Source organism: Herbaspirillum sp. UBA812 (genome assembly GCF_002296545.1).
GTDB lineage: Bacteria > Pseudomonadota > Gammaproteobacteria > Burkholderiales > Burkholderiaceae_D > Herbaspirillum > Herbaspirillum huttiense.
The window spans coordinates 1-26,280 of record NZ_DBIC01000382.1 but is presented as its reverse complement, the minus strand read 5'-3'; the positions used below and the strand labels follow the sequence as shown (position 1 = coordinate 26,280).

Annotated in this window: 18 protein-coding genes and 1 pseudogene; 12 read left to right on the top strand and 7 right to left on the bottom strand. The window is 63.2% G+C overall.

The window, feature by feature from the left end; translation table 11 throughout:
* Together B3873_RS25165 and B3873_RS25160 are read left to right on the top strand one after the other, a co-directional pair.
* Nucleotides 1-231: pseudogene (locus tag B3873_RS25165) on the top strand (L-idonate 5-dehydrogenase); the annotation flags it as partial.
* Nucleotides 232-249: 18 nt separating this feature from the next.
* On the top strand, nt 250-1,809 hold the full coding sequence (locus tag B3873_RS25160; protein WP_286869765.1) for a methyl-accepting chemotaxis protein: 1,560 nt from the start codon (nt 250-252) through the stop codon (nt 1,807-1,809).
* A 39-nt stretch (nt 1,810-1,848) separates the two neighbouring features.
* Here the strand turns inward: B3873_RS25160 and tsaD are convergent, their stop codons facing one another.
* Nucleotides 1,849-2,889, bottom strand: a complete 1,041-nt coding sequence (tsaD, locus tag B3873_RS25155) for a tRNA (adenosine(37)-N6)-threonylcarbamoyltransferase complex transferase subunit TsaD (protein WP_286869762.1) — start codon at nt 2,887-2,889, stop codon at nt 1,849-1,851.
* A gap of 132 nt (nt 2,890-3,021) precedes the next feature.
* Here tsaD and ybiB point away from each other — a divergent pair, with 132 nt between their 5' ends.
* Nucleotides 3,022-4,041 carry a DNA-binding protein YbiB gene (gene ybiB / locus B3873_RS25150; protein WP_286869759.1) on the top strand — a complete coding sequence of 340 codons (1,020 nt, stop codon included), beginning with the start codon at nt 3,022-3,024 and terminating at the stop codon, nt 4,039-4,041.
* Nucleotides 4,042-4,278: 237 nt separating this feature from the next.
* On the opposite strand, the gene B3873_RS25145 is transcribed toward ybiB, so the two are convergent.
* On the bottom strand, nt 4,279-4,734 hold the full coding sequence (locus B3873_RS25145; RefSeq protein ID WP_034334286.1) for a hypothetical protein: 456 nt from the start codon (nt 4,732-4,734) through the stop codon (nt 4,279-4,281).
* A 1,003-nt stretch (nt 4,735-5,737) separates the two neighbouring features.
* Here B3873_RS25145 and B3873_RS25140 point away from each other — a divergent pair.
* On the top strand, nt 5,738-7,840 hold the full coding sequence (locus tag B3873_RS25140; protein WP_121044768.1) for a putative bifunctional diguanylate cyclase/phosphodiesterase: 2,103 nt from the start codon (nt 5,738-5,740) through the stop codon (nt 7,838-7,840).
* Here the strand turns inward: B3873_RS25140 and B3873_RS25135 are convergent.
* The 5 genes from B3873_RS25135 to trxA form a co-directional block, all read right to left on the bottom strand.
* Complete coding sequence (locus tag B3873_RS25135) at nt 7,830-9,221, bottom strand: MATE family efflux transporter (RefSeq protein ID WP_121044766.1); 1,392 nt, start codon at nt 9,219-9,221, stop codon at nt 7,830-7,832. The genes B3873_RS25140 and B3873_RS25135 overlap by 11 nt on opposite strands.
* 18 nt (nt 9,222-9,239) lie before the next feature.
* The gene (locus tag B3873_RS25130) at nt 9,240-10,964 is read right to left on the bottom strand and encodes an ArnT family glycosyltransferase (protein WP_276842876.1); all 1,725 of its coding nucleotides are present in this window, start codon (nt 10,962-10,964) and stop codon (nt 9,240-9,242) included.
* A gap of 252 nt (nt 10,965-11,216) precedes the next feature.
* Complete coding sequence (locus tag B3873_RS25125; RefSeq protein WP_034331092.1) at nt 11,217-11,486, bottom strand: type B 50S ribosomal protein L31; 270 nt, start codon at nt 11,484-11,486, stop codon at nt 11,217-11,219.
* Between the two features lie 277 nt (nt 11,487-11,763).
* Nucleotides 11,764-13,026, bottom strand: coding sequence for a transcription termination factor Rho (gene rho / locus B3873_RS25120; protein ID WP_286869750.1), 1,263 nt, complete (start codon nt 13,024-13,026; stop codon nt 11,764-11,766).
* Nucleotides 13,027-13,156: 130 nt separating this feature from the next.
* Entirely contained in the window at nt 13,157-13,483 is a 327-nt protein-coding gene (trxA, locus tag B3873_RS25115; RefSeq protein WP_006462943.1) for a thioredoxin TrxA, read from the bottom strand.
* 480 nt (nt 13,484-13,963) lie between these two features.
* Here trxA and B3873_RS25110 point away from each other — a divergent pair, with 480 nt between their 5' ends.
* From B3873_RS25110 to B3873_RS25075, 8 genes are all read left to right on the top strand, one after another.
* Nucleotides 13,964-16,723, top strand: coding sequence for a PD-(D/E)XK nuclease family protein (locus B3873_RS25110; protein WP_286869745.1), 2,760 nt, complete (start codon nt 13,964-13,966; stop codon nt 16,721-16,723).
* Nucleotides 16,720-20,196 (top strand): UvrD-helicase domain-containing protein, encoded by a 3,477-nt coding sequence (locus B3873_RS25105; RefSeq protein ID WP_286869742.1) that lies wholly within the window; start codon nt 16,720-16,722, stop codon nt 20,194-20,196. The genes B3873_RS25110 and B3873_RS25105 overlap by 4 nt, the downstream gene beginning before the upstream one ends.
* 323 nt (nt 20,197-20,519) lie before the next feature.
* On the top strand, nt 20,520-21,728 hold the full coding sequence (locus B3873_RS25100) for a cation:proton antiporter (RefSeq protein WP_034331088.1): 1,209 nt from the start codon (nt 20,520-20,522) through the stop codon (nt 21,726-21,728).
* The gene (locus tag B3873_RS25095) at nt 21,725-22,954 is read left to right on the top strand and encodes a YbdK family carboxylate-amine ligase (RefSeq protein WP_039790074.1); all 1,230 of its coding nucleotides are present in this window, start codon (nt 21,725-21,727) and stop codon (nt 22,952-22,954) included. Before B3873_RS25100 ends, B3873_RS25095 begins: the two co-directional genes overlap by 4 nt.
* Nucleotides 22,955-23,214: 260 nt before the next feature.
* Nucleotides 23,215-24,423, top strand: a complete 1,209-nt coding sequence (locus B3873_RS25090; protein WP_286869736.1) for an NAD(P)/FAD-dependent oxidoreductase — start codon at nt 23,215-23,217, stop codon at nt 24,421-24,423.
* Nucleotides 24,424-24,635: 212 nt separating this feature from the next.
* Nucleotides 24,636-24,848: a 30S ribosomal protein S21 gene (gene rpsU, locus B3873_RS25085; RefSeq protein ID WP_006462949.1), complete on the top strand. Its 213-nt coding sequence runs from the start codon at nt 24,636-24,638 to the stop codon at nt 24,846-24,848.
* 297 nt (nt 24,849-25,145) lie between these two features.
* Nucleotides 25,146-25,592, top strand: coding sequence for a GatB/YqeY domain-containing protein (locus B3873_RS25080; protein ID WP_039790072.1), 447 nt, complete (start codon nt 25,146-25,148; stop codon nt 25,590-25,592).
* Between the two features lie 40 nt (nt 25,593-25,632).
* On the top strand, nt 25,633-26,280 hold a 648-nt coding region (locus tag B3873_RS25075), incomplete at its 3' end, for a DNA primase (protein WP_286869732.1).

Sequence of the window (26,280 nt, the reverse complement as noted above, 5' to 3'; positions counted from 1 at the left end):
TTGGGTGGTGACGTCAACTTCCCCGCCAATCTGCTGGTGGCGAAAGAACTGGAATGGCGCGGTGCCTTCCGCTTCCATGAAGAATTCGCCATGGCGGTGGAGATGATGAATCGACGGCTGGTCGACGTGACACCACTCATCACGGCAAGCTTCCCTTATACCCAGGCGGTAGATGCGTTCAATGTGGCAGGTGACCGTAGCAGCCAGATGAAGGTACAACTCACGTTCTGATCCAATTGGAGCGAGACGATGTCGATGCGAATGCTGCGCAACCCCACCCTGGCCGTCAAACTGATGGCCTCATTCCTTGCTGTATTGGCCCTCACCGCTGTTCTCGGTGGCTTTTCGCTGATGCAGATCGGCCGGGTGCACGATGCGACGGGCGATCTGATCGTGCGCTGGACACCTGCCCAGCATATTCTGCTGGATCTGCGCAGTGAGTTTGCGCGGTTTCGGATAGAAGAATTTCGCCACATGCTGGCCACGCGCAACAGCGAGGCACGGGCCGCCGAGACGGTGATGCAGCAGATCATGCGTCGGCGGGAAGCGCTGGAGCAGCAATTCCAGGCGTTGCCCCTGACCGAGGATGAACAGAAGGTCTGGCGCGGGTATGGAGAATCCATCAAGCGCTACCTGGTCCTGCACGAAAAGCTGTTGAGCCTGTCGGATCAGGGGCGCACCGAGGAAGCCAAGGCCCTGGCGCAGGAGCAGGGTGCGGCCCTGGACCAATCCGTAGGGAAATCCTTGTCCATTCTCCTTGCAGCGGTCGAGCAAGGTAGCCATGCAAGCGGCCAGGAAGCCGATGCGACCTTCGGCCAGGCCCGTGTGGGAGTGGCTGCCTTGCTCGCAGTGGCCCTGGTGTGCGGATTGGGCTTGTCCTGGTTGATCGCACGCCGCGTCAGCAAGCCGCTCAATGAAGCCGTGGGAATTGCCAGTGCGGTGGCGCGAGGCGATCTGGCCAGCAGGATCCATCTGGCCTCAAGCGACGAAACGGGCAGGATGATGGCGGCCCTGTCCGCCATGAATCGCAGCTTGTCGCAGATGATCAGGGAGGTCACGGTTCACGGGAAACAGATCGCGGCAGGAATAGAACAGTTGAGCATCGGCAACTCGGCGCTTTCGGCGAGAACCGAGGAGCAGGCGGCATCGCTGGAACAGACCGCTGCCTCGATGCAGGACATGGCACACACCGTGCGATCCAACTATGAAGCAGCGCAGGAGGCACGCTTGGCTGCCGACCGTGCCTGCGCACTGGCGCAGCGGGGAGGCGCGATGGTGCAACAGGTGGTAATGGCCATCGCTGCCATCAAGACATCCTCCGGCAAGATCAATGACATCATTGGCGTAATCGATGGCATCGCCTTCCAGACCAACATCCTTGCGCTCAACGCGGCGGTGGAGGCGGCGCGGGCAGGCGAACAGGGAAGGGGGTTCGCCGTGGTGGCTTCCGAGGTGCGCTCACTGGCGCAACGCTCAGGGGCGGCTGCCCGCGAGATCAAGCAGCTCATTGAAAGCTCGACCGGTCAGATCGCCTCCAGCAATGAGTTGGCCGCTGGTACGGGCAATGCCATGAAGGAAATGGTGGATGCAGCCAACCGGGTCAACAACTTGATGAGCGAGATTGTGCAAGCCGGCGACAGCCAGACGGCGGGCATTGATCAGATAGCGCAGGCAATTGTGCAGCTTGACGGCATTACCCAGCGCAATGCTGATCTGGTTGAGCAGGCAAGCGTGTCGGCTGGATTGCTCAAACATGAGATTGATGGAATGTCCAATGCCATCGGCAGATTTACCTTGGGTTCAGACTAGGGCTTGTTCACATTAAATCTGCAAGTGGCTTTCGATTGACTACTGCCCGGCCTGCGGTGGCCGCAACTCATCCAGCGGCCAGCGCGGACGCACGCCAAAACCGTATTCCTTGCGCGCCGCACCCGGCTCCTCGCGCAGGCGCATGGCACCGGCGAAGGCGATCATGGCACCGTTGTCGGTGCAGAATTGCAGCTCCGGGTAGAACACTTCATAACGCCGCTTGGCCGCCGCCGCATTGAGGGCCGCGCGCAGTTGCGCATTGGCACCGACGCCGCCGGCGATGACCAGACGCTTCAGGTTGGTCTGTTTCAGGGCCGTCATGCACTTGGCCACCAGTACGTCCACGATGGCATCGACGAAGCCGCGCGCGATGTTGGCCTTGTCCTGTTCGCAGATGTTGGCGCTGTGCTGCTTGACCACGGTCAGCACCGCCGTCTTCAAGCCCGAGAAACTGAAATCCAGATTCTTGGAATGCAGCATCGGACGCGGCAACTGGTATGCGCTGGGATCGCCGAACTCGGCCAGGCGCGAGATCGCCGGTCCGCCCGGATATCCCAGTCCCAGCAGCTTGGCCGACTTGTCGAAGGCTTCCCCGGCGGCATCGTCCAGCGTCTCGCCCAGCAGTTCATAGCGGCCCACGCCATCGACCCGCATCAGTTGCGTATGCCCGCCCGAGACCAGCAGCGCGATGAAGGGAAAGCGCGGCGGCTTGCTCGCCAGCAGCGGCGAGAGCAGGTGGCCTTCCAGGTGATGGATGCCCAGTACCGGCTTGTCCAGCGCCAGCCCCAGTCCGCAGGCCACCGATGCGCCGACCAGCAGCGCCCCGGCCAGACCCGGTCCTTGCGTGTAGGCGATGGCGTCGATGTCGGCGGCTTGCACCTGCGCATCGGCCAGAGTTTGCTGCAGCAGGGGAATGGCGCGGCGGATGTGGTCGCGCGAGGCCAGCTCGGGGACTACGCCGCCATATTCCTGGTGCATGGCAATCTGCGAATGCAGGGCATGCGCCAGCAGGCCGCGCTCGGTGTCGTACAGAGCAAGGCCGGTTTCGTCACAGGAAGATTCGACGCCGAGAACTAACATGGGGATGGACTCAATGAAGCCGCCGCAAAAAAGCCCGGTGGGGGCCGTGCGGCAAAGGCGCTATTGTAATGGAAAGCCACCGGGCAAGCGCCCCGGCTGCGGCAGGCGGCGGTTTTGGTGTACCCTTCGGCCATGCAAAACGATGCCCACATTCCTGCTCCGGCTGCGGCCGTCGAGCCTGTCGCCAGTGCCGCTGTCCCGTCACCGGCCCCGTTCGCAGCCGCCCGTTTCATCAAGGAAATCGGACGCGGCAAGGACGGTGCCCGCAGTCTTTCGCGCGAGGATGCGCAACTGATGTATGCCGCCATGCTCGATGGCCGTGTGAGTGATCTCGAACTTGGCGGCATCCTGCTGTCCATGCGCATCAAGGGCGAGTCGGTCGAGGAGATCGCCGGTTTCCTGGCGGCCGCCGAGGCCTCCTTCACGCCCCTGCATGCGCCGGCCGGTCCCTATGCGCCGGTGGTGCTGCCCAGCTACAACGGATCGCGCAAGATGGCCAATCTGACGCCGCTGCTGTGCCTGTTGCTGGTGCGGCGCGGAGTCCCCGTGCTGATGCACGGCGTCACCCACGATCCGCAGCGCGTGACCAGCGCCGAGATTTTCACTGCGCTGGGGGTGCCGCATGCGGCTTCCGCCGCCGAGGCCGAAGCGCGCATGGCCGCCGGCCTGCCGGCCTTCATCCCGATTGCTGCGCTGGCCCCGGCCGTGTCGCGCCTGCTCGATCTGCGCCGCATCCTCGGCGTGCGCAACTCCACGCATACGCTGGTCAAGATTATGCAACCGTTTGCGCAGCCCGCCTTGCGTCTGACGTCGTATACCCATCCGGAATATCTGGAGATGCTGACCGACTACTTCAGTCACGCTGCCCCGCATGATCGCGGCGACGCCTTCCTCATGCGCGGCACCGAAGGCGAGACCGTGGCCAATGCGCGGCGCGCCCAGCGCATCGACTGGTTCAGCCGCGGCACCCGCACCGTGCTGGTGGAAAAGCAGAGCGTGGCGGAGGAATTGCCCGACCTGCCCGAAGGCCAGGATGCCGCCGCCACTGCCGCCTGGATCAACGAGGTATTGGCGGGGCAGCGCCCGGTACCGCAAGCCATCGCCGAGCAGGTCGATCACTGCGTCGACGTGGCGGCACGCGTGGGAAATTGATGCACTGCTGCGTGGGAGATTCGCCACAGCCACTCCCGTCACGCGGGAAGCTGACAGATTGACAGGCGCGACGCGCGCAGCAGCACACGCTGGTGGCGGATCGCGCGCGGGCGGAACAAGAACAAGAAAGGAAGGAAGCAAGATCCCAGGGGGGAGCGGGATCGTGATTCGGGAGGGGGAGAAATCTCGGGAAACGACACGAGAGGAGCACGCAGCGAACGCTGTGGGAGCGCGTCTTCAGGTGCGGGTGCGGCGGCGGGTGGTGGCGGTCTTGGTCGGTGCAGCGGCTTTTTCTGACGCCTGGATGGCGACTTGCGAGAAGGCGAAGATCACTTCCTTGACGATCTTGCGCTGGGGCGCAGGCAGATTGATGAAGGCTTCGAAGGCTTCGCGCTCGCGGTAGCCGATGGCTTCTTCCCAGCGCGCGCGGCGCTTGTCGATGCGCTTGCTGATCTCTTCACCGAAGCGCAGATGCTGTGGCGTCACGATCAGCCATTCGGCCAGCGTTTCCAGCTTGTCCTGCTTGGGCATCGACTCGCCCAGCAGCCAGCGGCGTACGCCGTGCAGCGTCATCGGCTTGCCCCAGTAACGTAGATTGAATTCCCGTTCCAGAACGGCGGGCTTGGGTTCGTATCCTGCTTTTTCCATCGCTGCGCGCAGGCGCTTTGCGAATTTTTGATTGGCGGTTTCCATGATTTCGAAGGTACTTTGAGGTAGCGCTTTCCGGGGTACGTTTGCTTCCGAGGTGAGTTACGCCGCAAACGTGATTTATACTCACTGGTCCGAAAGAGTGCGCCATCGTTCCTGCAACGGCCCGCGCGTGATCGCGCCGAAGCAGTTCCGGCAAGCATTTCCGGCCGATGGGAAAGCGTCCATGTGCAAGTCTCCAAAAGAGTCTTTGGTGCAACGAGCAGCCGCATTTGGCACGGGTCACCGTGCACAGATGTCAGGTCATCAGGCCACTGCAAGTACGTCGCGCGGAGCGCATTGCAGGGACTGGCCTGGTGCATCGCATGCTTGACGCAGGAGGGACGATGCCGGTCTTGTGATGCAGGCATTGTCGGTCCAACTCTCCTGCCTGTGCATCGGCAGGGCGCAATTTTTTAAGGTTTGTGTCCGCCGCGAGACACGCCGCAAGGAGCGAGACACGGTGTTCCAGATCTGATGCGACGCGGCATCTTGCGCCCGAAGCGCGCTAGAATAGCGGCAGATCGAAAAGCGCACCGGGCATCCGGTGAATGAATAGCCGATATCTTTCCCATTCCACGGGATGGAGTTTTTGTTAGATAATCCGGCCCGAGCTTTTTGGGGGCGACACCGTCCGGCGTCTTGCCGGAGAGTCACACAAGCAGCACGCTGGTTGCAACGAATCGAATAAATCAAAGAAGTCAGCAGCATCCCTGTGGTACGTTTTGGTTACGTAACTTTTTGAGGTTCCCGGAATGACGTCGGCGCGCGTCGTGGCAGCGGCATGGTTTCCTGCCGCGCACGAGGTGCGCAGGTGCTTTCCAGGATGGAACGCGGCGACCCGTTGCCCGGCAACGGCGATCGACTGACGTCCTGCGGCCCGCTGCGCCATGTTGCCAGCGCGCTCGTCGCCAGGACGGAACGGCCGCGATACCGAGCAGGCGTCCTGTCCTGCGGGCTCCCAGCGATAGCCCGCATGGAAGGTGCGCACCCGAGCCCAGGTTCGACAATGTCAGCTTCCTTTCATTTCCTGCTGTTGGCCTTTGCCTTGCTGGTCGCCAGTCTCTCGGCCTACGCGGCGCTGGAGGTCTCCGAGCGCATCGTGCTGCAGGAGTCCCAGCACCGGCGCTTGTGGCTGGCCATAGGCGCGGTGGTATTCGGTCTCGGCGTGTGGGGCGCGATGCTGCTGACGGTGGCGTCGCTGGACGCGCCCATGCCGATCGCCTTCGATGCGCGCATGGTGGTGCTCACCCTGCTGCTGTGCCTCTCCAGCGCTTTCTACCTGATGCATCTGACGGGCATGCGGCGTCCGCAACCGGCCCGGCTGGTCATCGGCGGGCTGGCCATCGGCGCCGCCTTCAATGCCGCTTTTCACATCGCGCTCAAGTCGATGACGCTGGTGCCGCCGCTGGTCTATCACACGCCCTTGCTGATCGTGGCCCTGGTGGTGTCGGAAGTGGTGGCGGTCTTCATCGTCACCCTGTTTTCCGCCAGCAACGGACGCAAGCCCATGACCGGTTCGCTCAATTCCCAGCAGGCGCGGCGCGTGCTGGCGGCGCTGCTGGTGGGGGCCGGGCTGGTGTCATCGGCGGCCGCCGGACTGCGCGCACTGCTGATCGACCCGCAGGCGCAAAGCCTGGCCGGGGAAGGCATCACGCGCGAACACCTGGTCAATGGCCTGGTGTTCCTGGCATTTCTGGCGATGGCCATGGCGCTGGTGGTCAGCGGCGTGCAGCGCAATCAGGTCTTGAAGAAGATCGTTGGCCGCACCAATGACAAGCTGCTGCACTTCGCCACCCATGATGTGCTCACCGGCCTGCCCAATCGCGCCTTGCTGGCGGATCGCATCCAGCATGCGGTGGAAGTGGCGCGTCGCAACGGCAAACCGTTCGCGGTGCTGTTCATGGATCTCGATGGCTTCAAGGCCATCAATGATTCGCTCGGCCACGCCGTCGGCGATGGCTTGCTGGTGGCGGTGGCGCAGCGCATCCGCGCCTGCATCCGTGGCGAGGACATGGTGGCGCGCATCGGTGGCGACGAGTTCGTGGTGGTGATGAGCAATCTGTCCACGCCCGAGGTGGTGGAGCAATTGTCGGAGAACATCCTGGCCGAACTGCGCCTGGATTTCCAGATTGAGGATGCGACCTTGCGCGTGACCTCCAGCATCGGCATCGCGGTCTATCCCAACAGCGGCGAGTCGGTCGATGCCCTGATGAAGAATGCCGATGCCGCCATGTACGAAGCCAAGCAGAGCGGACGCAATACCTATCGCTTCTTCGAGCCGGCCATGCATGCCAGCGCCATGCGCCATCTGCAGGTGCGGCAGGCGCTGCAGCAGGCGATCGACCAGCAGCAGTTCCGCCTGCACTTCCAGCCCAAGTATCGCGGTGCCGGCAAGGAACTGACCGGGCTGGAAGCGCTGCTGCGCTGGCATCATCCCGAGCTGGGCGAGATGGCTCCGTCCGAGTTCATTCCCATTGCCGAGCGCTCGGGGCAGATCCTCTGCATCGGCGACTGGGTATTGCACGCGGTGTGCCGGCAGATCGTGTGCTGGGATGCGGCCGGCGTGAAGCCGGTCAAGGTGGCGCTGAACCTGTCGCCGCTGCAGATGCGCAGCGATCTGGTGGAGCGCATCATCAAGGTGGTCAGTGCGTCCGGCATCGCGCCGCAGCGGCTCATGTTCGAGATTACCGAGACCGCCGCCATGAAGGATGTGGAACGCACCACGCGCGTGGTGCGCGAACTGCAGTCGCTGGGTTTCGACATCGCCATCGACGACTTTGGCACCGGCTATTCCAGTCTGGCCTACCTGGCGCAGTTCCACTGCCGGCAGGTCAAGATCGACCGTTTCTTCACTTCGCGCCTGGATCTGGACGATCACTCCGGACGCGCCATCGTGGCCGCCATCATCGCGCTGGCACATGCCCTTCAGATGGAAGTGGTGGCCGAAGGCGTGGAGACCGAAGGGCAGCTGCGCGAACTGCAGCTGCTGCATTGTGATCAGGTGCAGGGCTTCCTGCTGGGGCGGCCGGACGACGCGGTCAGCGTGCCCGGTCTGGTCGACGCCAGCAATGACGATCTGTTTGCCGCCGGCGGCGTGATCAAACGCTGAGTTCGCCGCGCTGCGCGCGGCGCTGGATCACGCGCAGATAGGCCAGCAGGCCGAGGGCCACCAGGCCCAGACTCAGGCTGTTGGCCAGCCAGAACCCGGACGGGCCGCGCAGCGCCGGCGGTGCCACGCCCAGCGGATCGAGTCCCAGCAGATAGCCGCCGCCCAATCCCACTCCCCACAGCGTGACCGCGTAGATGACGGTGGGCACCACCGCCACCTTGTAGGCGCGCAGCACGAAGGCCGTGGTCACCTGCATGGAATCGAACAGCTGGTAGAAGGCGATGTAGAGGAACAGCGGCAGCGCCGCACCGACGATCACCGGATCGGGCGTGTAGGCGCGAATGATGTGTTCGCGCAGGAACCAGACGATCACCCCGATCACTACCGACAGCGAGACCGCCAGGCGGATGCCGGCGCGGCCGATCTTCTTGGCCTCCGCCATGTTGCCGCCGCCGATGGCTTGCGCGACCAGGGTGCTGGTGGCGCTGGCAATGGACAGCGGCAGCATGTACAGCACCGTGCCGACGTTGGCCGCGATCTGGTGGCCTGCCACCGGGACCGCGCCGAGGCGCGCGATGAACACGGCCATCAGCGTGAAGGCGGTCACTTCGATGAAGTAGGACATGCCGATCGGAATACCCAGCAGCAGCAGCGTGCGCTGGCTCTTCCACGAGGGCGCGACGAAGCCGCTGCCGAACAGCTTGAGCGGACGATACAGCGGCAGGCGCGCCACCAGCAGCCAGGCGGCGATCATCATCAGCCAGGCGATCAGCGTGGTGGCAATGGCGCAGCCGGGGCCGCCGAAGGCCGGCAGGCCGAGGCCACCGAAGATGAGCAGGGCATTCAGCGGCAGCTTCAGCAGCAGGCCGCCCAGCTGCAGCGCCATCACCATCTTGGGCCGCGCCAGGGCGGTGTTGAGCGAGGAATAGACGCGGAAGAACAGCGTGGCCGGCAGCGCCAGCGCTTCGATGCGCAGGTACAGCGTGGCCTTCTCCACCAGTTCCGGCGAGGCCTTGGCCACCGCCAGGAACAGCGGTGAAAACATCAGGATCAGCGAGCCCACGATGGACAGCAGCACTGCCAGCCACATGCCTTGCTTGACCTCGTTGCCGATCTCGCCCACGCGGCCTGCGCCGTACAGCTGGCCGATGGTCGGCTGCAGCGCCTGCAGCACACCCGACAGGCCGACGAACACGCTCACGTAGATCGACACGCCCAGCGCCAGCGCACCCAGGTCCAGCGCCGAGAAGCGCGAGACCATGGCGGTATCGATGACGCCATTGGCGATGATGGCCAGCTGCCCGATCAGCAGCGGCCACGCTAGCCGCGTGATGCGGCCGACATGATGGCGGGAGGAGAGGGCGGGCAGTTCAGTCGTCACGCGGCAGCCAACCTTGCATCAGCGACCGGCACGGCGGTACAGGCGGAAGCGCTCGTCGCGGTCGGAGGGGCGGCGGCCTTCCCAGACCATGCGCCAGTTGCCGGGGTACTGGCGCAGCATGATGGAGGCATCCTGATTGCTGACGTCATCCTGCAGCAGCAGGTAGTCGCAGCTCTGGTCGCGCTCGTCGGCAAAGCGCACGTTGCCGAAATAGGCGAAGGAGGCGCGCTGCGCCGGTCCCACATTGCTCTGCACGCACTGCTTGACCGAAGTCAGTTTCGATTCGATCTGTTCGGCCACGCCCGCATAGCTCTTGCCGTAGTTGACCCAGGGCAGCCACAGCGTCATCAGCAGCACCCAGCACAGGATCACGCCACCCGACGACAGCACCACGGCCCGCCACAGCACCGCGGGACGGCGCGAGATGCGCCAGTGCACCACCAGGATCCAGGCGATGGTGGCGGCCACCGCAATAGCCAGCGAGATCCATTCGAAGCCGGGCTTGAAGCCGGGCGCGAGCTTGTAGGCATTGCGTGCGATCTTGGCCGGCCAGCCGGTTTCCTTGGCGATCCAGCCGATCCAGATGAAGGCCGCCGAGGTGGTCAAGGTCATTACCGAGAACCAGTCCACCGCATTGATGGCACCGCGCTTCATGGTCGGCAGGCCGAACGCGGCCAGGATCGCCAGCGCCGGCAGCAGCGGCAGCAGCATGCCCTCTTCGCGATGCACGTTGACCAGGATCAGCAGCGTGATGGGAATCAGGAAGGCCAGCGGCAAGGCGATGTGCAGCGAGCCCAGCTGGCGGCGCCAGGCGTACAGTGCCCAGCCGGCGAAGGGCCAGGCGGGCCAGGCGAACCACACGCCATACTTGCCGAGGAAGGCCAGGGTGGCCAGCGTCGGGCGGTTGAGCTGGTAGATGTTCCAGCTCATCCACAGCTCGAACTGGCTGGCCGCTTCAGCCGGGATCAGGCGGTGCAGCGCGGCCACCCAGGCGGCGCTGATCAACAGCGCCATCGGCAGTGCCAGCAACAGCAGCAGGCCGAGGGCGCGGCCATCCTTGCGCAGGGCGGCCAGCAGGACCAGCGCGATCATCACGCCGACCGGCAGCAGCCAGCCATAGGTCAGCACCAGCATGCCCAGCGCCAGTCCCAGCCAGATGCCATGGCGCAGCTTGCCCGCATCGAACACGCGCGCCGCACCGAACATGGCATAGGCCACCAGGGCGATCTGCAGGGTCTTGGGGCTGGTCTCGTGGCTGTGCAGCAGCAGGCCGAGGAAACCGAGATAGATCAGGAAGGCACCATCGGCCAGGGTGCGGCCGAAGTCCTTGGGTTCGGGCTGGCCGCCGAAGGCCAGCTTCAACGGCTGCGCTTCGGCGCGGCGGCCCAGCACGTAGGTGGTGTACCAGATCGACAGCGAGCCGACCAGGAAGCAGCCGATGATGGAAACGCGGGCCGCCAGCGGGTCGCCCAGCAGCCAGCCGAACAGTTTGATGCAGATTGCACCAAACCAGTAGGCCAGCGGACTTTCCGCCGGCAGCGGCAGGCCGGCCACGTTGGGGGTGAGCCAGTCGGCCAGGTTGCCATGGGCCATGGTCCACATGATGCCGAAGCTGGTGGCATCCTCGTTCTTCCAGGGATCGCGGCCGATCAGGCCGGGCAGGATGTAGAGGAGGGCGAGCGCAAGCACGGCCAGGCGCGGAAGCGCATTGGTCGCGGCGGCGGGAAGACGGACTGGCTTCATCAAGATCTTGTTGCTCTTGTTCTGTGCTGCGTGTTGGGTGATGCGCGGGCTGGGGTGGCCTGGGCCGCGCGGTCGCCGTTGTCGGCGGCTGGTGTTTTTGGCTGGTGTTTTTTTAGCAGGCCCTATTGTGCAGGAAAACCCGGTAAATAGTTGTTTCTGTCTGCTACATGATGGTGCAGCCCCTGATGCTGCCCCACCGGTGAGCCCAACAAAAAAGGCAGCCGGAGCTGCCTTTTTTGGAGGAAGTACTGATTACGCCTTCGAGACAGCAGTCTTCGAACCGACGGAACCGAACTTCTGGCGGAACTTCTCGACGCGGCCAGCGGTGTCGACGATCTTGTGCTTGCCGGTGTAGAACGGGTGCGATTCGGAGGAAACTTCGATCTTCACCAGGGGATATTGCTTGCCTTCGAACTCGCCGGTTTCGCGGGTGCCGATGGTGGAGCGGGTGATGAACTTGAAGTCGTTCGACATGTCGTGGAACAGGACTTCGCGGTAATCCGGGTGGATGCCTTCTTTCATGATTGCCTCAAGAGTAGTTTGGTAGCCAATCGCCACTTCGTCGGTCGCCCTGCTTCTTGACCCGATTGATGATCACTTGCCGGTTTGGAAAAGTCCGAAATTATACAGTGGAATCAGGGGCTTGGGTCAAGGCAGCCGACCGGCCGGGCCGGCGCGGCGTGGTATTTCAGATGAAAATGCTCATCCGTTGTTTCCCAGGGGGCAATAAAAAACGGCACGCCCGCTGAGGGACATGCCGTTTTCCGAACCTGCCAAGGACTTAGTTGCCTTGATGAACTTAGTTGCCTCGACGCATCATGTCGAAGAACTCGGCGTTGTTCTTGGTGGACTTCATCTTGTCGAGGATGAATTCCATCGCCTCGATTTCATCCATGTCGTACATGAGCTTGCGCAGCACCCAGATCTTCTGCAGCTGGTCCGGCTTGATCAGCAGCTCTTCGCGGCGGGTGCCGGACTTGGAGAGGTTGATGGCGGGGGAGACGCGCTTCTCGGCCAGGCGGCGCTCGAGGTGCACTTCCATGTTGCCGGTACCCTTGAATTCTTCGTAGATCACGTCATCCATGCGCGAGCCGGTTTCGATCAGGGCGGTGGCGATGATGGTCAGCGAGCCGCCTTCTTCGACGTTGCGGGCGGCACCGAAGAAACGCTTCGGGCGCTGCAGCGCGTTGGCGTCCACACCGCCGGTCAGCACCTTGCCGGAGGCCGGGATCACGGTGTTGTAGGCGCGTGCCAGACGGGTGATCGAGTCCAGCAGGATGACCACGTCCTTCTTCATTTCAACCAGGCGCTTGGCCTTTTCCAGCACCATTTCGGCGACCTGCACGTGACGCGTGGCCGGTTCGTCGAAGGTCGAGGCGACCACTTCGCCGCGCACCGAGCGCTGCATTTCGGTCACTTCTTCCGGACGTTCGTCGATCAGCAGCACGATCATCACGGTGTCCGGATGATTGGTGGTGATGGCGTGGGCGATGTGTTGCAGCATCACCGACTTGCCCGACTTGGGCGAAGCCACCAGCAGGCCGCGCTGGCCGCGTCCGACCGGGGCGATCAGGTCGATGATGCGGCCGGTGATGTTTTCCTCGCCGCGCATGTCGCGCTCAAGCTGCAAGAGCTTGTTGGGGTGCAGCGGCGTGAGGTTTTCAAACAGGATGCGGTGCTTTGAGGCTTCCGGCGGTTCGCCGTTGACCTTGTCGACCTTGACCAGGGCGAAATAGCGCTCGCCGTCCTTGGGCGTGCGCACTTCACCTTCGATGGAGTCGCCGGTGTGCAGGTTGAAACGGCGGATCTGCGAAGGCGAGATGTAGATGTCGTCGGTGGACGCCATGTAGCTGGCGTCGGGCGAGCGCAGGAAGCCGAAGCCGTCAGGCAACACTTCGAGGGCGCCATCGCCAAAAATCTGTTCTCCTGATTTTGCGCGCTTCTTCAGGATGGCAAACATCAGCTCCTGTTTGCGCAGGCGCGCAGCATTCTCGATGTCCAGGCTGATGGCCATTTCCAGCAAGGCAGAGACGTGCATCGCTTTTAGTTCTGATAAGTGCATATGAGTGTCCCGGGACGGGATAAATAAAGGTGGGGGAGGGAATAGCGTGGTGTGGATCTAGATAAAGCCGGGCACCTTGTGCCGGGCGGACGGCAGCGCGAGCGCGCCGCCGTCGGATGTTACATCAGAATCAGATGTTGCTGTCGATGAACGAGACCAGCTGGCCCTTGGCCAGTGCGCCGACCTTCTGGGCAGCGGCTGCGCCGTTCTTGAACAGGATCAGGGTCGGGATGCCGCGGATGCCGAACTTGGCCGGGATGGCCTGGTTGGAGTCCACGTCCAGCTTGGCGATCTGCAGCTTGCCGTCGTATTCCTTGGCGACTTCTTCCAGGATCGGGGCGATGGCCTTGCAGGGACCGCACCATTCCGCCCAGAAATCAACCAGCACGGGCTTGTCGGACTTCAGCACATCGGCTTCGAAAGAGGCGTCAGTAATATGTTTGATATGTTCGCTCATGGCATTTCCTCGGTATGAGGCAGTGGTGTAATTAGTCAATCAGCGCCGTGGACAAATACCATCAGGCCTGGCGTGAGCCATCAACGCTTCCGGAGTTGCTAGGTCTACGTGGAGTCGTTGCGCGCCGATTCAAGTTGTAATTGAAGCGCGGCAGAGGTAAGCGGCGGGGTACAGGGGCAATCATAACCCATTTTGAGGGAAAGTGTGGACGCTCGGTCCGTGGCCTGTTGTCACCCGTCCTCATCGCGGCCATTGCAGCGCTGCGCGAGCACCGGCGCGGCTTTGCCCGTTGCGCCCGCGAGGCCGGCAGGGGGCCGTCTGGCATACAATGCGCAGCATCGTCTGCTCCGGCGCGATTGAAAAAATCTGTCGGAGCAAGAGAAAAATACAATGGCTGCACGGTCCGCTGACGCTCTTGTGCCGCCTCGGCCGTGTAGATACGCGCTATCCTCACCAGCCCTCATTGAATCCAGAGAACGCATGCTGCTTGCCACCGTACCGATCCCGCCCACTCCCGATTTCTGGCAACAGGCCGTGCGCGCGCTGCTGCGCGAGGGCCAGCCGCTGGGGCAGGCGCTGCAGGCACAACAGGAAGGGGCGCTGGATTTCTCGGGCGTGCAATTGATGGTGCCGGCGTTTTCCCACGCCCAGAATTTCAAGGCGGCGCTGTCGCGCGAACTGCGCCGGCCCTACATCGCCCCGCGCATCAATACGCTGTCCGGCCTGCTGGCGATGCAGCCGCCGGGCGAGAGTGCGCCGCCCTCCGAGAGCGAGCGGCTCATGCAGCTCTATGCGCAACTGCGCGAACATGGCTGGCTCAAGAAAATGTTTTCCGCCCGCCGCAATGCCGACCTGCTGCCGCTGGCGCAGACGCTGCTGTCCCTGTCCGATGAGCTGACCCTGGCGCTGCTGCCCGAGATCCGCGCCAATGCGGATGGTGAAGAGGCAGCGGCAGGCCGCTGGACCCAGGCCCTGGCGCAGTTGCTGGAGCCGTTGGCACCTTCTGCGCACGGCATGCTCTCCGACGAAGCCGCGCTGGTGTGGCAGGTGTGGAAAACCCAGCTCGATGCCCATGACCGCATCGTGCAACGTTTCGACGCGATGCTGGCGCTGGCGGATCAGGCCAGCCTGCCGCTGGTGTGGGTCAGCCCGACCGAACCGGAACCGCTGGACGCGGCCTTCCTGTCGGCCTACGCACAGCGCCAGCCGGTGCGCATCGTCACGCTGGACTGGAGCCGCGCGGTCATCGCACCGCTGCATCCGCTGTATCTCTCGGCCTGGGAAGAGCTGGTGCGCGACGATGATGGTCTGCCGATGGAAGCGGACCAGGCTGCGGTCTCCCCGTCGCATCCCATCGCGCTGCCGCGCCTGTGTCCGGCCGGCGACCTGGAAAACGCCGCCATACAAAGCGCGCAGATCGTGCTGCGCTGGCTGCAGCAGGGCAAGACCGACATCGCCATCGTGGCCCAGGACCGCGTCACCGCACGCCGCCTGCGCGCCTTGCTGGAACGCGCCGAAGTGGCCGTGGCCGACGAGACCGGCTGGAAGCTCTCCACCACCCGCGCCGCCGCTGCGCTGGCCGCGTGGAATGACCTGGTCTCGGCCCGGGGTGAAACCAATGCACTGCTCGACCTGCTGAAGTCGCCCTTCGTTTTCCCTGAGGATGCCGACCGCAGCGACCGCGTCATGCGCATCGAAGCCCGCCTGCGCCGTACCAACATCGCCGGCGACTGGCAGGCGCTGCAATCGGCCTTCGCCGAAGCGGGACAGGCCGATGACCTGGCTTGCATCATCACGCTGGCCAAGCAGGCTGCGCGCTTCGGCGGCCGCAAGACGCTGGCGCAATGGTGCGAGACGCAGCGCGGCCTGTGCCAGGCGCTGGGTATGGAAGCTGCGCTGCGCGCCGATGGTGCGGGCGAGCAATGCCTGCTGATGCTCGACGAGATCGCCGCCGAGCAGGGCGGGCTGACCGATACCTTCAGCTTTGCGGAATGGCGCGCGCTGCTCAATTTGCGTCTGGATGCCACTTCCTTCATGCCGCCCATCAAGGACCGGCGGGTCGTGATGCTGCCCCTGAACGGCGCGCGCCTGCGGCGTTTCGAGGCGGTGCTGGTGATCGGTGCGGATGCCGCGCACTTGCCTTCACCGCCGCAGGAAACCCTGTTCTTCTCCAATGCCGTGCGGCGCGAACTGAACCTGGCCACGCGCGCCACGCGCCAGCGCCAGCAGCTGCGCGACCTCACCGAATTGCTGTGCGTGAATCCGGAGGTGGTGCTGTGCTGGCAGACCCATCAGGATGGCGAGCCCAATCCTGTGAGCCCGTGGATCCAGCGCCTTGAACTGAAGCTGGCGCAGCAGGGTGCCGCGCCACTGGAACGTGTGACGCTGCCGCCGCCGCTGAAGCCACTGCGTGCGGTGCTCTCCACCATGCCGATGCCGAGCGCGCCGGATCTCTTGCCGGCCTCGCTGTCGGCCAGCGGTTTCGGCAGTTTCCTGGCCTGCCCGTATCAGTTCTTTGCGCAACGCATGCTGCGCGTGGCGGTGATGGATGAGCTCTCGGACATGCCCGAGAAGCGCGACTACGGCAGCTGGCTGCACGAAATTCTTTACCGCTATCACGCCCACCTGCGCGACAACGACACTCCGCTGCCGGCCCGCGCGCCTTTGCTGGCGCAGCTTTCCGAGGAAGTGTTCCAGCGCGAGATGCAGCGCCATCCGGCCGCGCTGGCCTTCCATGCGCGCTGGCAGAAGGTGATGCCGGCCTATCTGCTGTGGGCCAACGAGCGCGAAGCCGAGGGCTGGCAATTCGCCTTCGGTGAAGAGTCGCAATCACACGCCCTGCAATGGCAGGATGGCGGCATCGAATTGTACGGTCGCCTCGACCGGGTCGACCGCAATGCCGACGGCGAGCGCGCCGTGCTCGACTACAAGACCCGCACCGCCGCCAGCCTCAGGCAGAAGGTCAAGGAAGAGGATGATCACCAGCTGGCCTTCTATGGCCTGCTGGCCGGTGGCGCAGTGGAACACGCGCACTATGTCGCCCTCGAACTGGGCCCTGACAAGAAAACCGGCGACGCCGCCGCCCCCGATTTCGCACGCCAACAGAAGATGCTCCAGCAACAGATCACCACCACCATGCAAGCCGTCGCCCACGGCGCGGCGCTGCCGGCCAACGGCATCGAATCCGTCTGCCAGTATTGCGAGATGCGCGGCCTGTGCCGCAAGGGAGCCTGGCTGTGAGCGCCGCCGACAAGCAACCGGCAGCCTATGAGGTCAATGGCGAAGCGGTCGAGGCGGCCGTCTTCACGCGTGCCGCCTGCGATCCGCGCCATTCGGTGGTGGTCGAGGCCTGCGCCGGCAGCGGCAAGACCTGGCTGCTGGTGGCGCGCATGCTGCGTCTTCTGCTGGCCGGGGCACAGGCACCGGAACTGCTGGCCATCACCTTCACCCGCAAGGCCGCGCAGGAAATGCGCGAGCGCCTGCTCGAACTGCTGCACGAACTGGCCCTGGCCGACGATGCGCACGCGGCCGCGCTGCTGCGCGAACGCGGTGTGGCCGAGCCCGACCTGCCCCGCTTGCTGCCGGTGGCGCGCGGACTGTACGAGCGCATCCTCTCCTCTGAACAGAGCCTGTCCATCGACACTTTCCACAGCTGGTTCGCCCGTTTGTTGCAGATTGCACCTTTGGCCTCGGGCGTGCCGCACGGCTATACGCTGACCGAAAAGAATGGCGAGCTGATCGATGAAGCCTACCGCCGCTTCATGCAGAAACTGCGTGAGCCCGAAGGCGCGCCCGTCAAGGCGGCACTGCTGGAACTCTATGAACTGGCGGGTGACTTCAATGCGCGGCAGTTGCTCGATGCCTTCATCGACAAGCGCGCCGAATGGTGGGCGGCCACGCAGGACGACGATGGCGAGGAAGACGAAGAGACAGCCGACATGCCATCGCCCCTGCGCTGGCTGGAAGACCTGTGCGGCCCCGATGCGCAGCGCGATGCGCGTCTGTCGCTGTGGGACGATGCCGCACTGCTCGCGCGGGCCAGCCAGATCGCCATCCTGCTCGGTCAAGGAGGCAGCGCCAACAAGACGCGCGCGGTGGCCATCGAGTCGGCATTGACTGCAGGTTCCGCGCTGGAAAACTTCGACGCCCTCTACAGCCAGTTCTTCGATGACAAGGACAAGCCGCGCAAGAACGGCAAGGTCAAGTCGCTGCTGGCCGCACTGGTGCAGCACTTCGGCAGCAGCGAGGAAGCCGCGCTGACGGCCTTTGAAGAAGAGTTCAATGCCATCGGCAACGCACTGCGCAAGCTCCAGGGACGCAGCAAGGAAAAGGCGGTCCTGCAACTCAACCGCGCCCTCTTCACCGCTGGCCGCACCTACCTGGCCTGCTATCAGGAGGTGAAATCCGAACAGCGCGTGCTGGACTTCGCCGACCTCGAATGGCAGGCCTACCGCCTGCTGCGCAACGAGGCCAGCGCCGCCTATCTGCAGACCCGGCTGGATGCGCGCTACAAGCACATCCTGCTGGACGAATTCCAGGACACCAACCCGCTGCAATGGTGCATCGTGCGCTGCTGGCTCGATGCCTATGGTGGTGATGCGGCCCAGCCCAGCGTCTTCGTGGTGGGCGATCCCAAGCAATCCATCTATCGCTTCCGCCGCGCCGAGCCGCGCGTGTTCGTGGCCGCGCGCGAGATGCTGCGCGCGCAGGGCGCCGCCATCCTGCGCGCCAACCAGACCCGCCGCAATGCCTCGGCCGTGGTCGATGTACTGAATCGTTCATTCGTCATGGGCGGCAATCCGCTGTTCGCGCAGCAGACCACGCTGGGCCTTGCGGGGGGCGAGGTCTGGCGGCTGCCCCTGGCGCGGCAGGACGAGGATGCAGAAAACGTCATTTCGCCTGAAACCCCCGAAGAACCGGCTTCGCCCGAGTCCACGAACAACGCTGAAGACATCATCCCCTGGCGCAACCCCCTGACCACGCCGCGCGGCGAGGAAGATGATGCGCGCCGCCTGCTGGAAGGGCAGGCACTGGCGCAGGCTTTGCTCAAAGCTTATCGCGAAGTGCCGGTGGCCGATGGCAAGGCTACGCGCCCCATGCGCTGGGGCGACATCATGCTGCTGGTGCGCAAGCGCACGCACCTGGCGGCCTATGAGAGTGCCTTGCGCGCCGCAGGGATTCCCTTCATTTCCGACAAGCGCGGCGGCCTGCTCGAATCGCTGGAAATCGCCGACCTGATCGCGCTGCTGACTTTCCTCATCACGCCCAACGACACACGTGCGCTGGCCCACGTCCTCAAGAGCCCGATCATCGGCGCGGCCGATGATGACCTGGTGCAGATCGCGCGTCGCGTGGCGCAAGCCGAGGGCGGACACTGGTGGCAGCATCTGCAGGGCATGCAGGAGGAGGGCAGCGCATCGGCCGCGCTGGTGCGTGCCGTGACCCTGCTGCAGCGCTGGCTGCAGGCGGCACCACACCTGCCGGTGCATGACCTGCTGGACATGATCCTGCATCAGGGCGAACTGGTGGCGCGCTATGCGCAGCATGCCTCGCCGCTCACGCGCAGCCAGACGCTCGGCAACATTGCGGCCTTCGTGGAGCTGTCGCTGAACATGGATGCCGGGCGCTATCCGAGCTTGCCCAAATTCATCGACGCCTTGCGCGTCCTGCAGCGCACTTCAGGTGGCGATGCGCCGGACGAGGCGAGCGTGGATGCCAGCGCCGATGCCGTGCGCATTCTCACCGTACACAGCGCCAAGGGACTGGAAGCCCCGGTGGTGGCCATCCTCGATGCCAATCACAGCGATTCGGTGGAAGACAATCTCGGCATCCTCTGCGCCTGGCCGCAGGATCAGGATGCGCCCACGCACTTCTCGGCCTTTGGCCGGCGCAGCGAACGCGGCTGTGCGCGGGATGATCTGTTCGAGGAAGAAGAAAGCCTGAAGACGCAGGAAGACTGGAACCTGCTGTACGTCGCCGTCACGCGCGCCAAGCAGTTGCTGCTGGTCTCGGGCGTGGCCGGGACGCGCGGGGCGGGCGAGGGCGGGGTGGTGGAAGGCAGCTGGTATCAGCGTCTCTTTGCCAGCGATGCGCCGGTGCGCGAGATCAGCGAGGACGCCGTTCACGGTGCCGATGCTGCCGCCATCGAAGAGCAATTCTCGCTGGCGTTGTTCGATCCCAAACCGGTGCCGATGTCATTGTTCGGCGCAGCGCAGGAGGAGGAAGATGCGCTGCCCGAGGTCGATGCCGATGGCACGCTGGTCAGCACCGAAGCCATCGATGAAGGCGTGGCCCTGCATGCACTGCTGGAACGGCTCACGCACGGCAACGCATGGCCGTTGCACTTGCCATCGCCGCCTGCTTTGGTGCGCTGGCTGGGCATCTCTGCGGAGATGGCACAGGTGGTGCATGCGCAGGCACGCGTGGTGCTGGCACAGCCGGAACTGGAGCGCTTCTTCAATCCGTCGTTGCATCGCTGGGCGCGCAATGAAATGGAGATCGTCGCCCCGTCTGGCGTCATGCGGCTGGACCGCGTGGTCATGTTCGACGACGAAGTCTGGGTCATCGATTACAAGCGCCGTCTGCTCGACAGCGAGCGTGCCGATTACGCAGCGCAGCTGGCCCGCTATCGCAGCGCGCTCGTGTCAGTCTTTTCTGACAAACGAATCAGGTCTGCTCTGATTACCGCTGACGGCATCCTGACGGAGCATTGAGGCTCCCCTAACTACATTCATCTTCTCAATGCGCTTCGGATAACTTCCAGAAATTCAATAAATATCAAATCAGGAAATTCAGATTTCCGTTGTAGGTAAAAAAAAGATCATCGCGTAGAGCAAGAGTGATATCTTCTGTGCTCCGGTTTTTTGATGAGAGATTTTTTCTTAAAAAATCTTCTTGGAAAAATCGGGCCCGATCTCGTCGGGCTGCTCGTGCCGCACATGCCCGGCATGTTGCTTACGCGATCCGCAACATGCATGTCATCGTCGAATGATAGTGTGCTGCTGCGGTTCAACACCACATCGTTACAGGAGGAGATATGGAGTGGGCTCTTCCGTCGTTCACCCTCGCACAGACGCTGCAATGGAATGCCCTGCTGGTATTCGGCGGCCTGCTGCTCTTCGGGCTGATCGCGGGCTACGTAGTTTCCAAGTCCCCATGGGTGCCACGCATCACGGGTTATCTGCTGGTCGGTTTCCTCTTGGGTGCCGGCGGGTTCAATCTGCTTTCCGGTGAAGTCCTCAAGGTCACCAACATCTTTGCTGACATTGCCGTCGCGCTGGTGGTGTATCAATTGGGTCGTTACGTCGATATCGGTTGGCTGCGCCGCGAAAAATGGCTGATGATCACGGTGGCCGTCTCGGCCGTGCTGTGCTTCGGTTTCGTCAGCATCGCCCTGACCTGGTTCGGTACCGATTCGGTCATGGCGCTCTTGGGTGGCGTGATGGCCATTGCCACCGCACCGGCCGTGGTGCTGGTGGTGCTGCGCGACCTCAAGGCGGAAGGCCAGGTCACGCGCCGTCTGGCGGCCATGACCGCGCTCAACAACTTCGTGGCCGTGCTGGCCGCCTATGCGCTCTTGCCGGTGATCGCGCATGAGGCCGGTACGCCCGTCTGGACGCTGATCCAGCACACCCTGTATTCGCTGGTCGGCTCGGCCATCTTGGCCTATCTGACCTACTGGCTGATGATGCCGCTGGCGCGCCTGCTGGGCCGCGAGAACAGCTCGCAGTTCGTGCTGGTGATCTCGGTGATTGCACTGGCCATCGGCGTGGCGCATGCGCTGCATCTGCCGGTGATGCTGACCATGCTGATCTTCGCCATCCTCTCCAAGAATCTGGATCGCCAGTTCGACCTGATGGAGCTGGAGTTTGGTGTCGCCAATGAGTTGTTCGTGGTGATGCTCTTCGTCACCGTGGGCGCCTCGATGAAGCTGTCGGACTTGAGCCTGCTGGGCTTCTCGGTGCTGATCCTGATCGCGGCGCGCTTCCTGGCGATGGGCTTGGGCGTGTTCCTGTTTGCCCGCTTTGCCCGCATGAACTGGCGCCAGGCCGGCCTGCTCACGCTGGGTACCTTGCCCATGACCGAAGTCGGCGTGGGCCTGATGCAAACCGTTTCGTCGCTGTATCCGCACACCACGGCCAATGTCTTGCCGCTGCTGGCGGGCAGCATGGTGGTCCTGGAATTCCTGGGGCCGGTGGCAACCCAGTTTGCCCTGATCAAATCTGGAGAGAGTGGACGCGAATGAATACCGAGACACTGATCCGCAACGAACAAGAGTCCCCCGGTACCCAGGCCCACGTGGCCGGTCCGCAGGGCAGCGCCGGCATCCTGCCGTTCGGTTCCTCCACGCCCTTTACCATGGGCATCGAGCTGGAACTGCAACTGGTCAACCGCCGCAACTACAACCTGGCCAGCGATGCGGTCGATCTGCTGAACTGGATCGAGCCGCGTGACCTGCAAAAGCAGATCAAGCTGGAAATGACGCAGGGGATGATCGAGCTGAACTCCGGCATCCACACCCGCGTGGATGAACTGATCGAGGAACTGAAGGGCTTGCGCGGCGCCTTGAACCGTGGCGCGCAATACCTCAACATCGATGTCTCCGGTGGTGGTGCGCATCCCTTCCAGCACTGGAACGAGCAGCGCATCACGCCCAGCGAGCGCTTCCATTACCTGCACGAGAAATACGGCTACCTGGCCAAGACCTTTACCGTCTTCGGCCAGCACATCCACATCGGTGTGGAGAACGGCGATGATGCGCTGTATCTCACCCACGGCTTCTCGCGTTACGTGCCGCACTTCATCGCGCTGTCGGCGGCGTCGCCCTTCTACCAGGGCGCGGACACCAAGTTCGATTCCTCGCGCAGCAACGTGGTGCGGGCGTTCCCGCTGTCGGGCACGGCGCCGGTGCATACCAAATGGGCCGAGTTCGAGACTTATTACGATGAACTGCACCAGATGGGCATCATCGCCAGCATGAAGGATTTCTATTGGGATATCCGTCCCAAGCCGGAATACGGCACCGTGGAAATCCGCGTCTGCGATACGCCGCTGACCATCGAGCATGCGGCGCACCTGGGGGCGTATGCGCAATTGCTGGCGCGCTGGATTCTCACCGAGCGGCCGTTCGTGGTCGGCGATGATTTCTATCTGCTTTACCAGTTCAACCGTTTCGAGGCCAGCCGCTTCGGGCTCAATGGCCAGCTGGCGCTGCACGGCGCGACGCCTTCGCAATCGCGCAAGCTGCCCATCTATGAACACCTGCTGCAGCAATTGCAGTTGCTGGAACCCTATGTGGCCAACGAGGCCGAGCAGCAGACCATCACGCGTCTGCGCCGCATCGCGCATGATCGCTTGTCTGACGCCAGTTGGCTGCGCCAGATGTTTGCGCAGCGGGGTTCTCTCAATGACATGATGCGTTTGTCATCGGAATTGTGGATGGGCGTGGAGCCGCCGCCGTATTTTCAGTAAACGATATAAATGATTTAAATTGCTGGTTAGGATAAAGTTGCACCAAAGTTGAGGCACCTGGCATTCCGCGTGTTTGCAGAGCACGCGGGATGATGGGAGGAAGAAGGCGAAGGGCCGGTATCGCGAGATGCCGGCCCTTGGTCTTTGTGCCTTCCCGAGCGCGCGTTGTTTCCTGGCTCTTGTGTTTTCGGGCCGGGATCGCGGACAATCACGGCTTTGAAGCGGCCTCGTGCTGCACCGAGATGCGTGCCGGAGGAAGCATGAGCAAGAACAATCCCAATCAATTTGATGTCGCCATCATCGGCGCCGGTGCGGCCGGCATGATGTGCGCTGCCGTGGCCGGCCAGCGCGGCCGCCGCGTGGTGCTCATCGACCATGCCGGCAAGCTGGCCGAGAAGATCCGCATCTCCGGCGGTGGCCGCTGCAATTTCACCAATGTGGGGGCGGGTCCGCAGCACTATCTCTCGCAGAATCCGCATTTCTGCCGCAGCGCCTTGTCGCGTTATACGCCGCAGGATTTCATCGGGCTGGTCAAGCGCCATCGCATCGGTTTCCATGAGAAGCACAAGGGGCAGCTCTTCTGCGATGACTCCGCCGAAGACATCATCGCCATGCTCAAGGCCGAGTGCGAGGCGGGCAACGTCAGCTGGCGCATGCCCTGCACGGTGCAGGAGGTCGGCAAGAGTGGTGAACAGTTTCGCATCGCTACCAGTGCCGGCGAGATTCAGGCCGGCAGTCTGGTGATTGCGACCGGCGGCTTGTCCATTCCCAAGATCGGGGCCACCGATTTTGCCTATCGCATCGCGCGCCAGTTCGACCTGAAGCTGGTGGAGACGCGTCCCGGCCTGGTGCCGCTGACCTTCGACGGCAAGGCCTGGCAGTCGCTCACCGAACTGGCCGGCATCGCGCTGGAGGTGTCGGTGGAGACCGGCGAGAAGAAGGAGCGCGGACATTTCCTTGAAGACCTGCTGTTCACCCATCGCGGGCTGTCCGGGCCGGCCATCCTGCAGATTTCCAGTTTCTGGCGGCCGGGCACGCCGCTGCGGCTCAATCTCTTGCCGGAACTGGATGTGGCCCAGTTGCTGATTCACGGCAAGGGCACGCTGAAGAAGAATCTCGGCAATCTGCTGGCACAGTGGCTGCCCAACCGCCTGGCCGAAGGCTGGCTCAAGATCAATGGCTTCGATGCCAACGCGCGCATTGCCGACATGCCCGACAAGTCGCTCAAGAAGCTGGGTGACTCGCTCAATCATTGGGTGATCCTGCCCAGTGGCTCGGAAGGCTATCGCAAGGCCGAGGTCACGCTGGGCGGCGTGGATACGCGCGAGCTGTCGCAGCAGACCATGATGGCCAACAAGGTGCCGGGGCTGCATTTCATCGGCGAAGCGACGGACGTGACCGGCTGGCTCGGCGGCTACAATTTCCAGTGGGCGTGGGCCTCAGGCGTGGCGGCGGGTTCAGCGGTGTGAGGCCGGCCTGGAAGGCAGGTGTTGGACTTTTTCCTTCATTTGCCCTTGACTTCAGGTGAAGGATCATCTTGACTGTGATAAGTGCCTGATTCTTATCCGTTTTTTACCACGGTGGTGGAAAAAATGCCACGTTTGGCCTTCCAATCGGGTGCCAGTCCTGCTACAATCGCTTTCTTTGCTAATCCAACCTAACCTTTCTGGTTTGAATTTACATGACCACTATTCGCGTTAAAGAGAACGAGCCGTTCGAAGTTGCAATGCGTCGCTTCAAGCGCACCATCGAGAAGACCGGTCTGCTGACCGAACTGCGCGCACGCGAGTTCTACGAAAAGCCGACCGCTGAGCGCAAGCGCAAGCTGGCTGCTGCCGTGAAGCGTCACTACAAGCGTATCCGCAGCCAACAGCTGCCGAAGAAGCTGTACTAAGAATTTCTCGCCGCGCACTCGTGCGGCCGATGTGTAAACCCGCTCCGGTGTTGGTCCGCAGCGGGTTTTCGCATTTATTCCCGATTTGTCGAGGTGTTTTCTCCGGGTGCCTGGCTGGCCTGGTTTTTCCTGTTGGCAGCCCCAAATAGGAAGGAAAGCACCAATTCGGGCTGGCGATAAGCCCATCCATGTTCTACGATGCCAAGACCGGGCCTTGCCTTGTTGCTGCCCGGAATACTGGATGCGGGATGGCGCCAGATCGCAGAATACTCATCCACCTCATCTTCGGAGTACCCCATGGGTTTGAAAGAGCAGATCACGGAAGACATGAAGGCCGCCATGCGTGCCAAGGACATGGGCAAGCTGGGCACCATCCGCCTCTTGACCGCCGCGATGAAGCAGAAGGAAGTCGATGAGCGCGTCGAACTGACCGACGCCCACGTGCTGGCCATCATCGACAAGATGGTCAAGCAGCGCAAGGATTCCATCTCGCAATTCGAAGCCGGCGGCCGCCAGGACCTGGCTGACGTCGAAAAGGCCGAACTGGCCGTGCTGGCCACCTACATGCCGGCCAGCCTGTCGGATGACGAGATCAAGGCTGAAGTCCAGGCCGCCGTGGCCGCCACTGGTGCTGCCGGTCCTCAGGACATGGGCAAGGTCATGGGCGTGCTGAAGCCCAAGCTGGCCGGACGTGCCGACATGACGGCGGTGTCCGCCCTGGTCAAGGCCGCGCTGGCTTCGTAAGCAGCCCCTTCGCCTCTTTACCTAACGCCCCGCTGCCCAGGTGATTCCTCAGTCGTTCATCCAGGACCTGCTCAACCGCGTCGACATCGTCGACGTGGTAGGTCGTTATGTGCAACTGAAGAAGGGCGGCGCCAACTTCATGGGCCTGTGCCCCTTCCACAACGAGAAATCCCCCAGCTTCACCGTCAGCCCGACCAAGCAGTTCTATCACTGCTTCGGCTGCGGCGCGCATGGTACGGCGATCAGTTTCCTGATCGAGTATTCGGGGATGGGATTCGTGGAAGCGGTGAAGGATCTGGCCCAGAACGTGGGCATGGTGGTGCCCGAGCGCGAAGACAACATCCCCCTGGCACAGCGCCAGGAAAAGCAGGCCAAGAGCATGGCCCTGTCGGACGTGATGACGCGTGCCAACGATTTCTATCGTCATCAGCTGCGCAGTGCCCAGCCGGCGATTGCCTATCTCAAGGGACGCGGACTGACCGGCGAAGTCGCTGCCCGCTTTGGCCTGGGCTATTCGCCGGACGAATGGGACAGCCTGCGCCAGGTCTTCCCTGATTACGAGAACGAAGTGCTGGTCGAGTCCGGCCTCGTCATCGACAAGAGTGAAGAGGGCGGTGGCCATCGCAAGCGTTATGACCGCTTCCGTGGTCGGATCATGTTCCCCATCCGCAATACCAAGGGCCAGGTG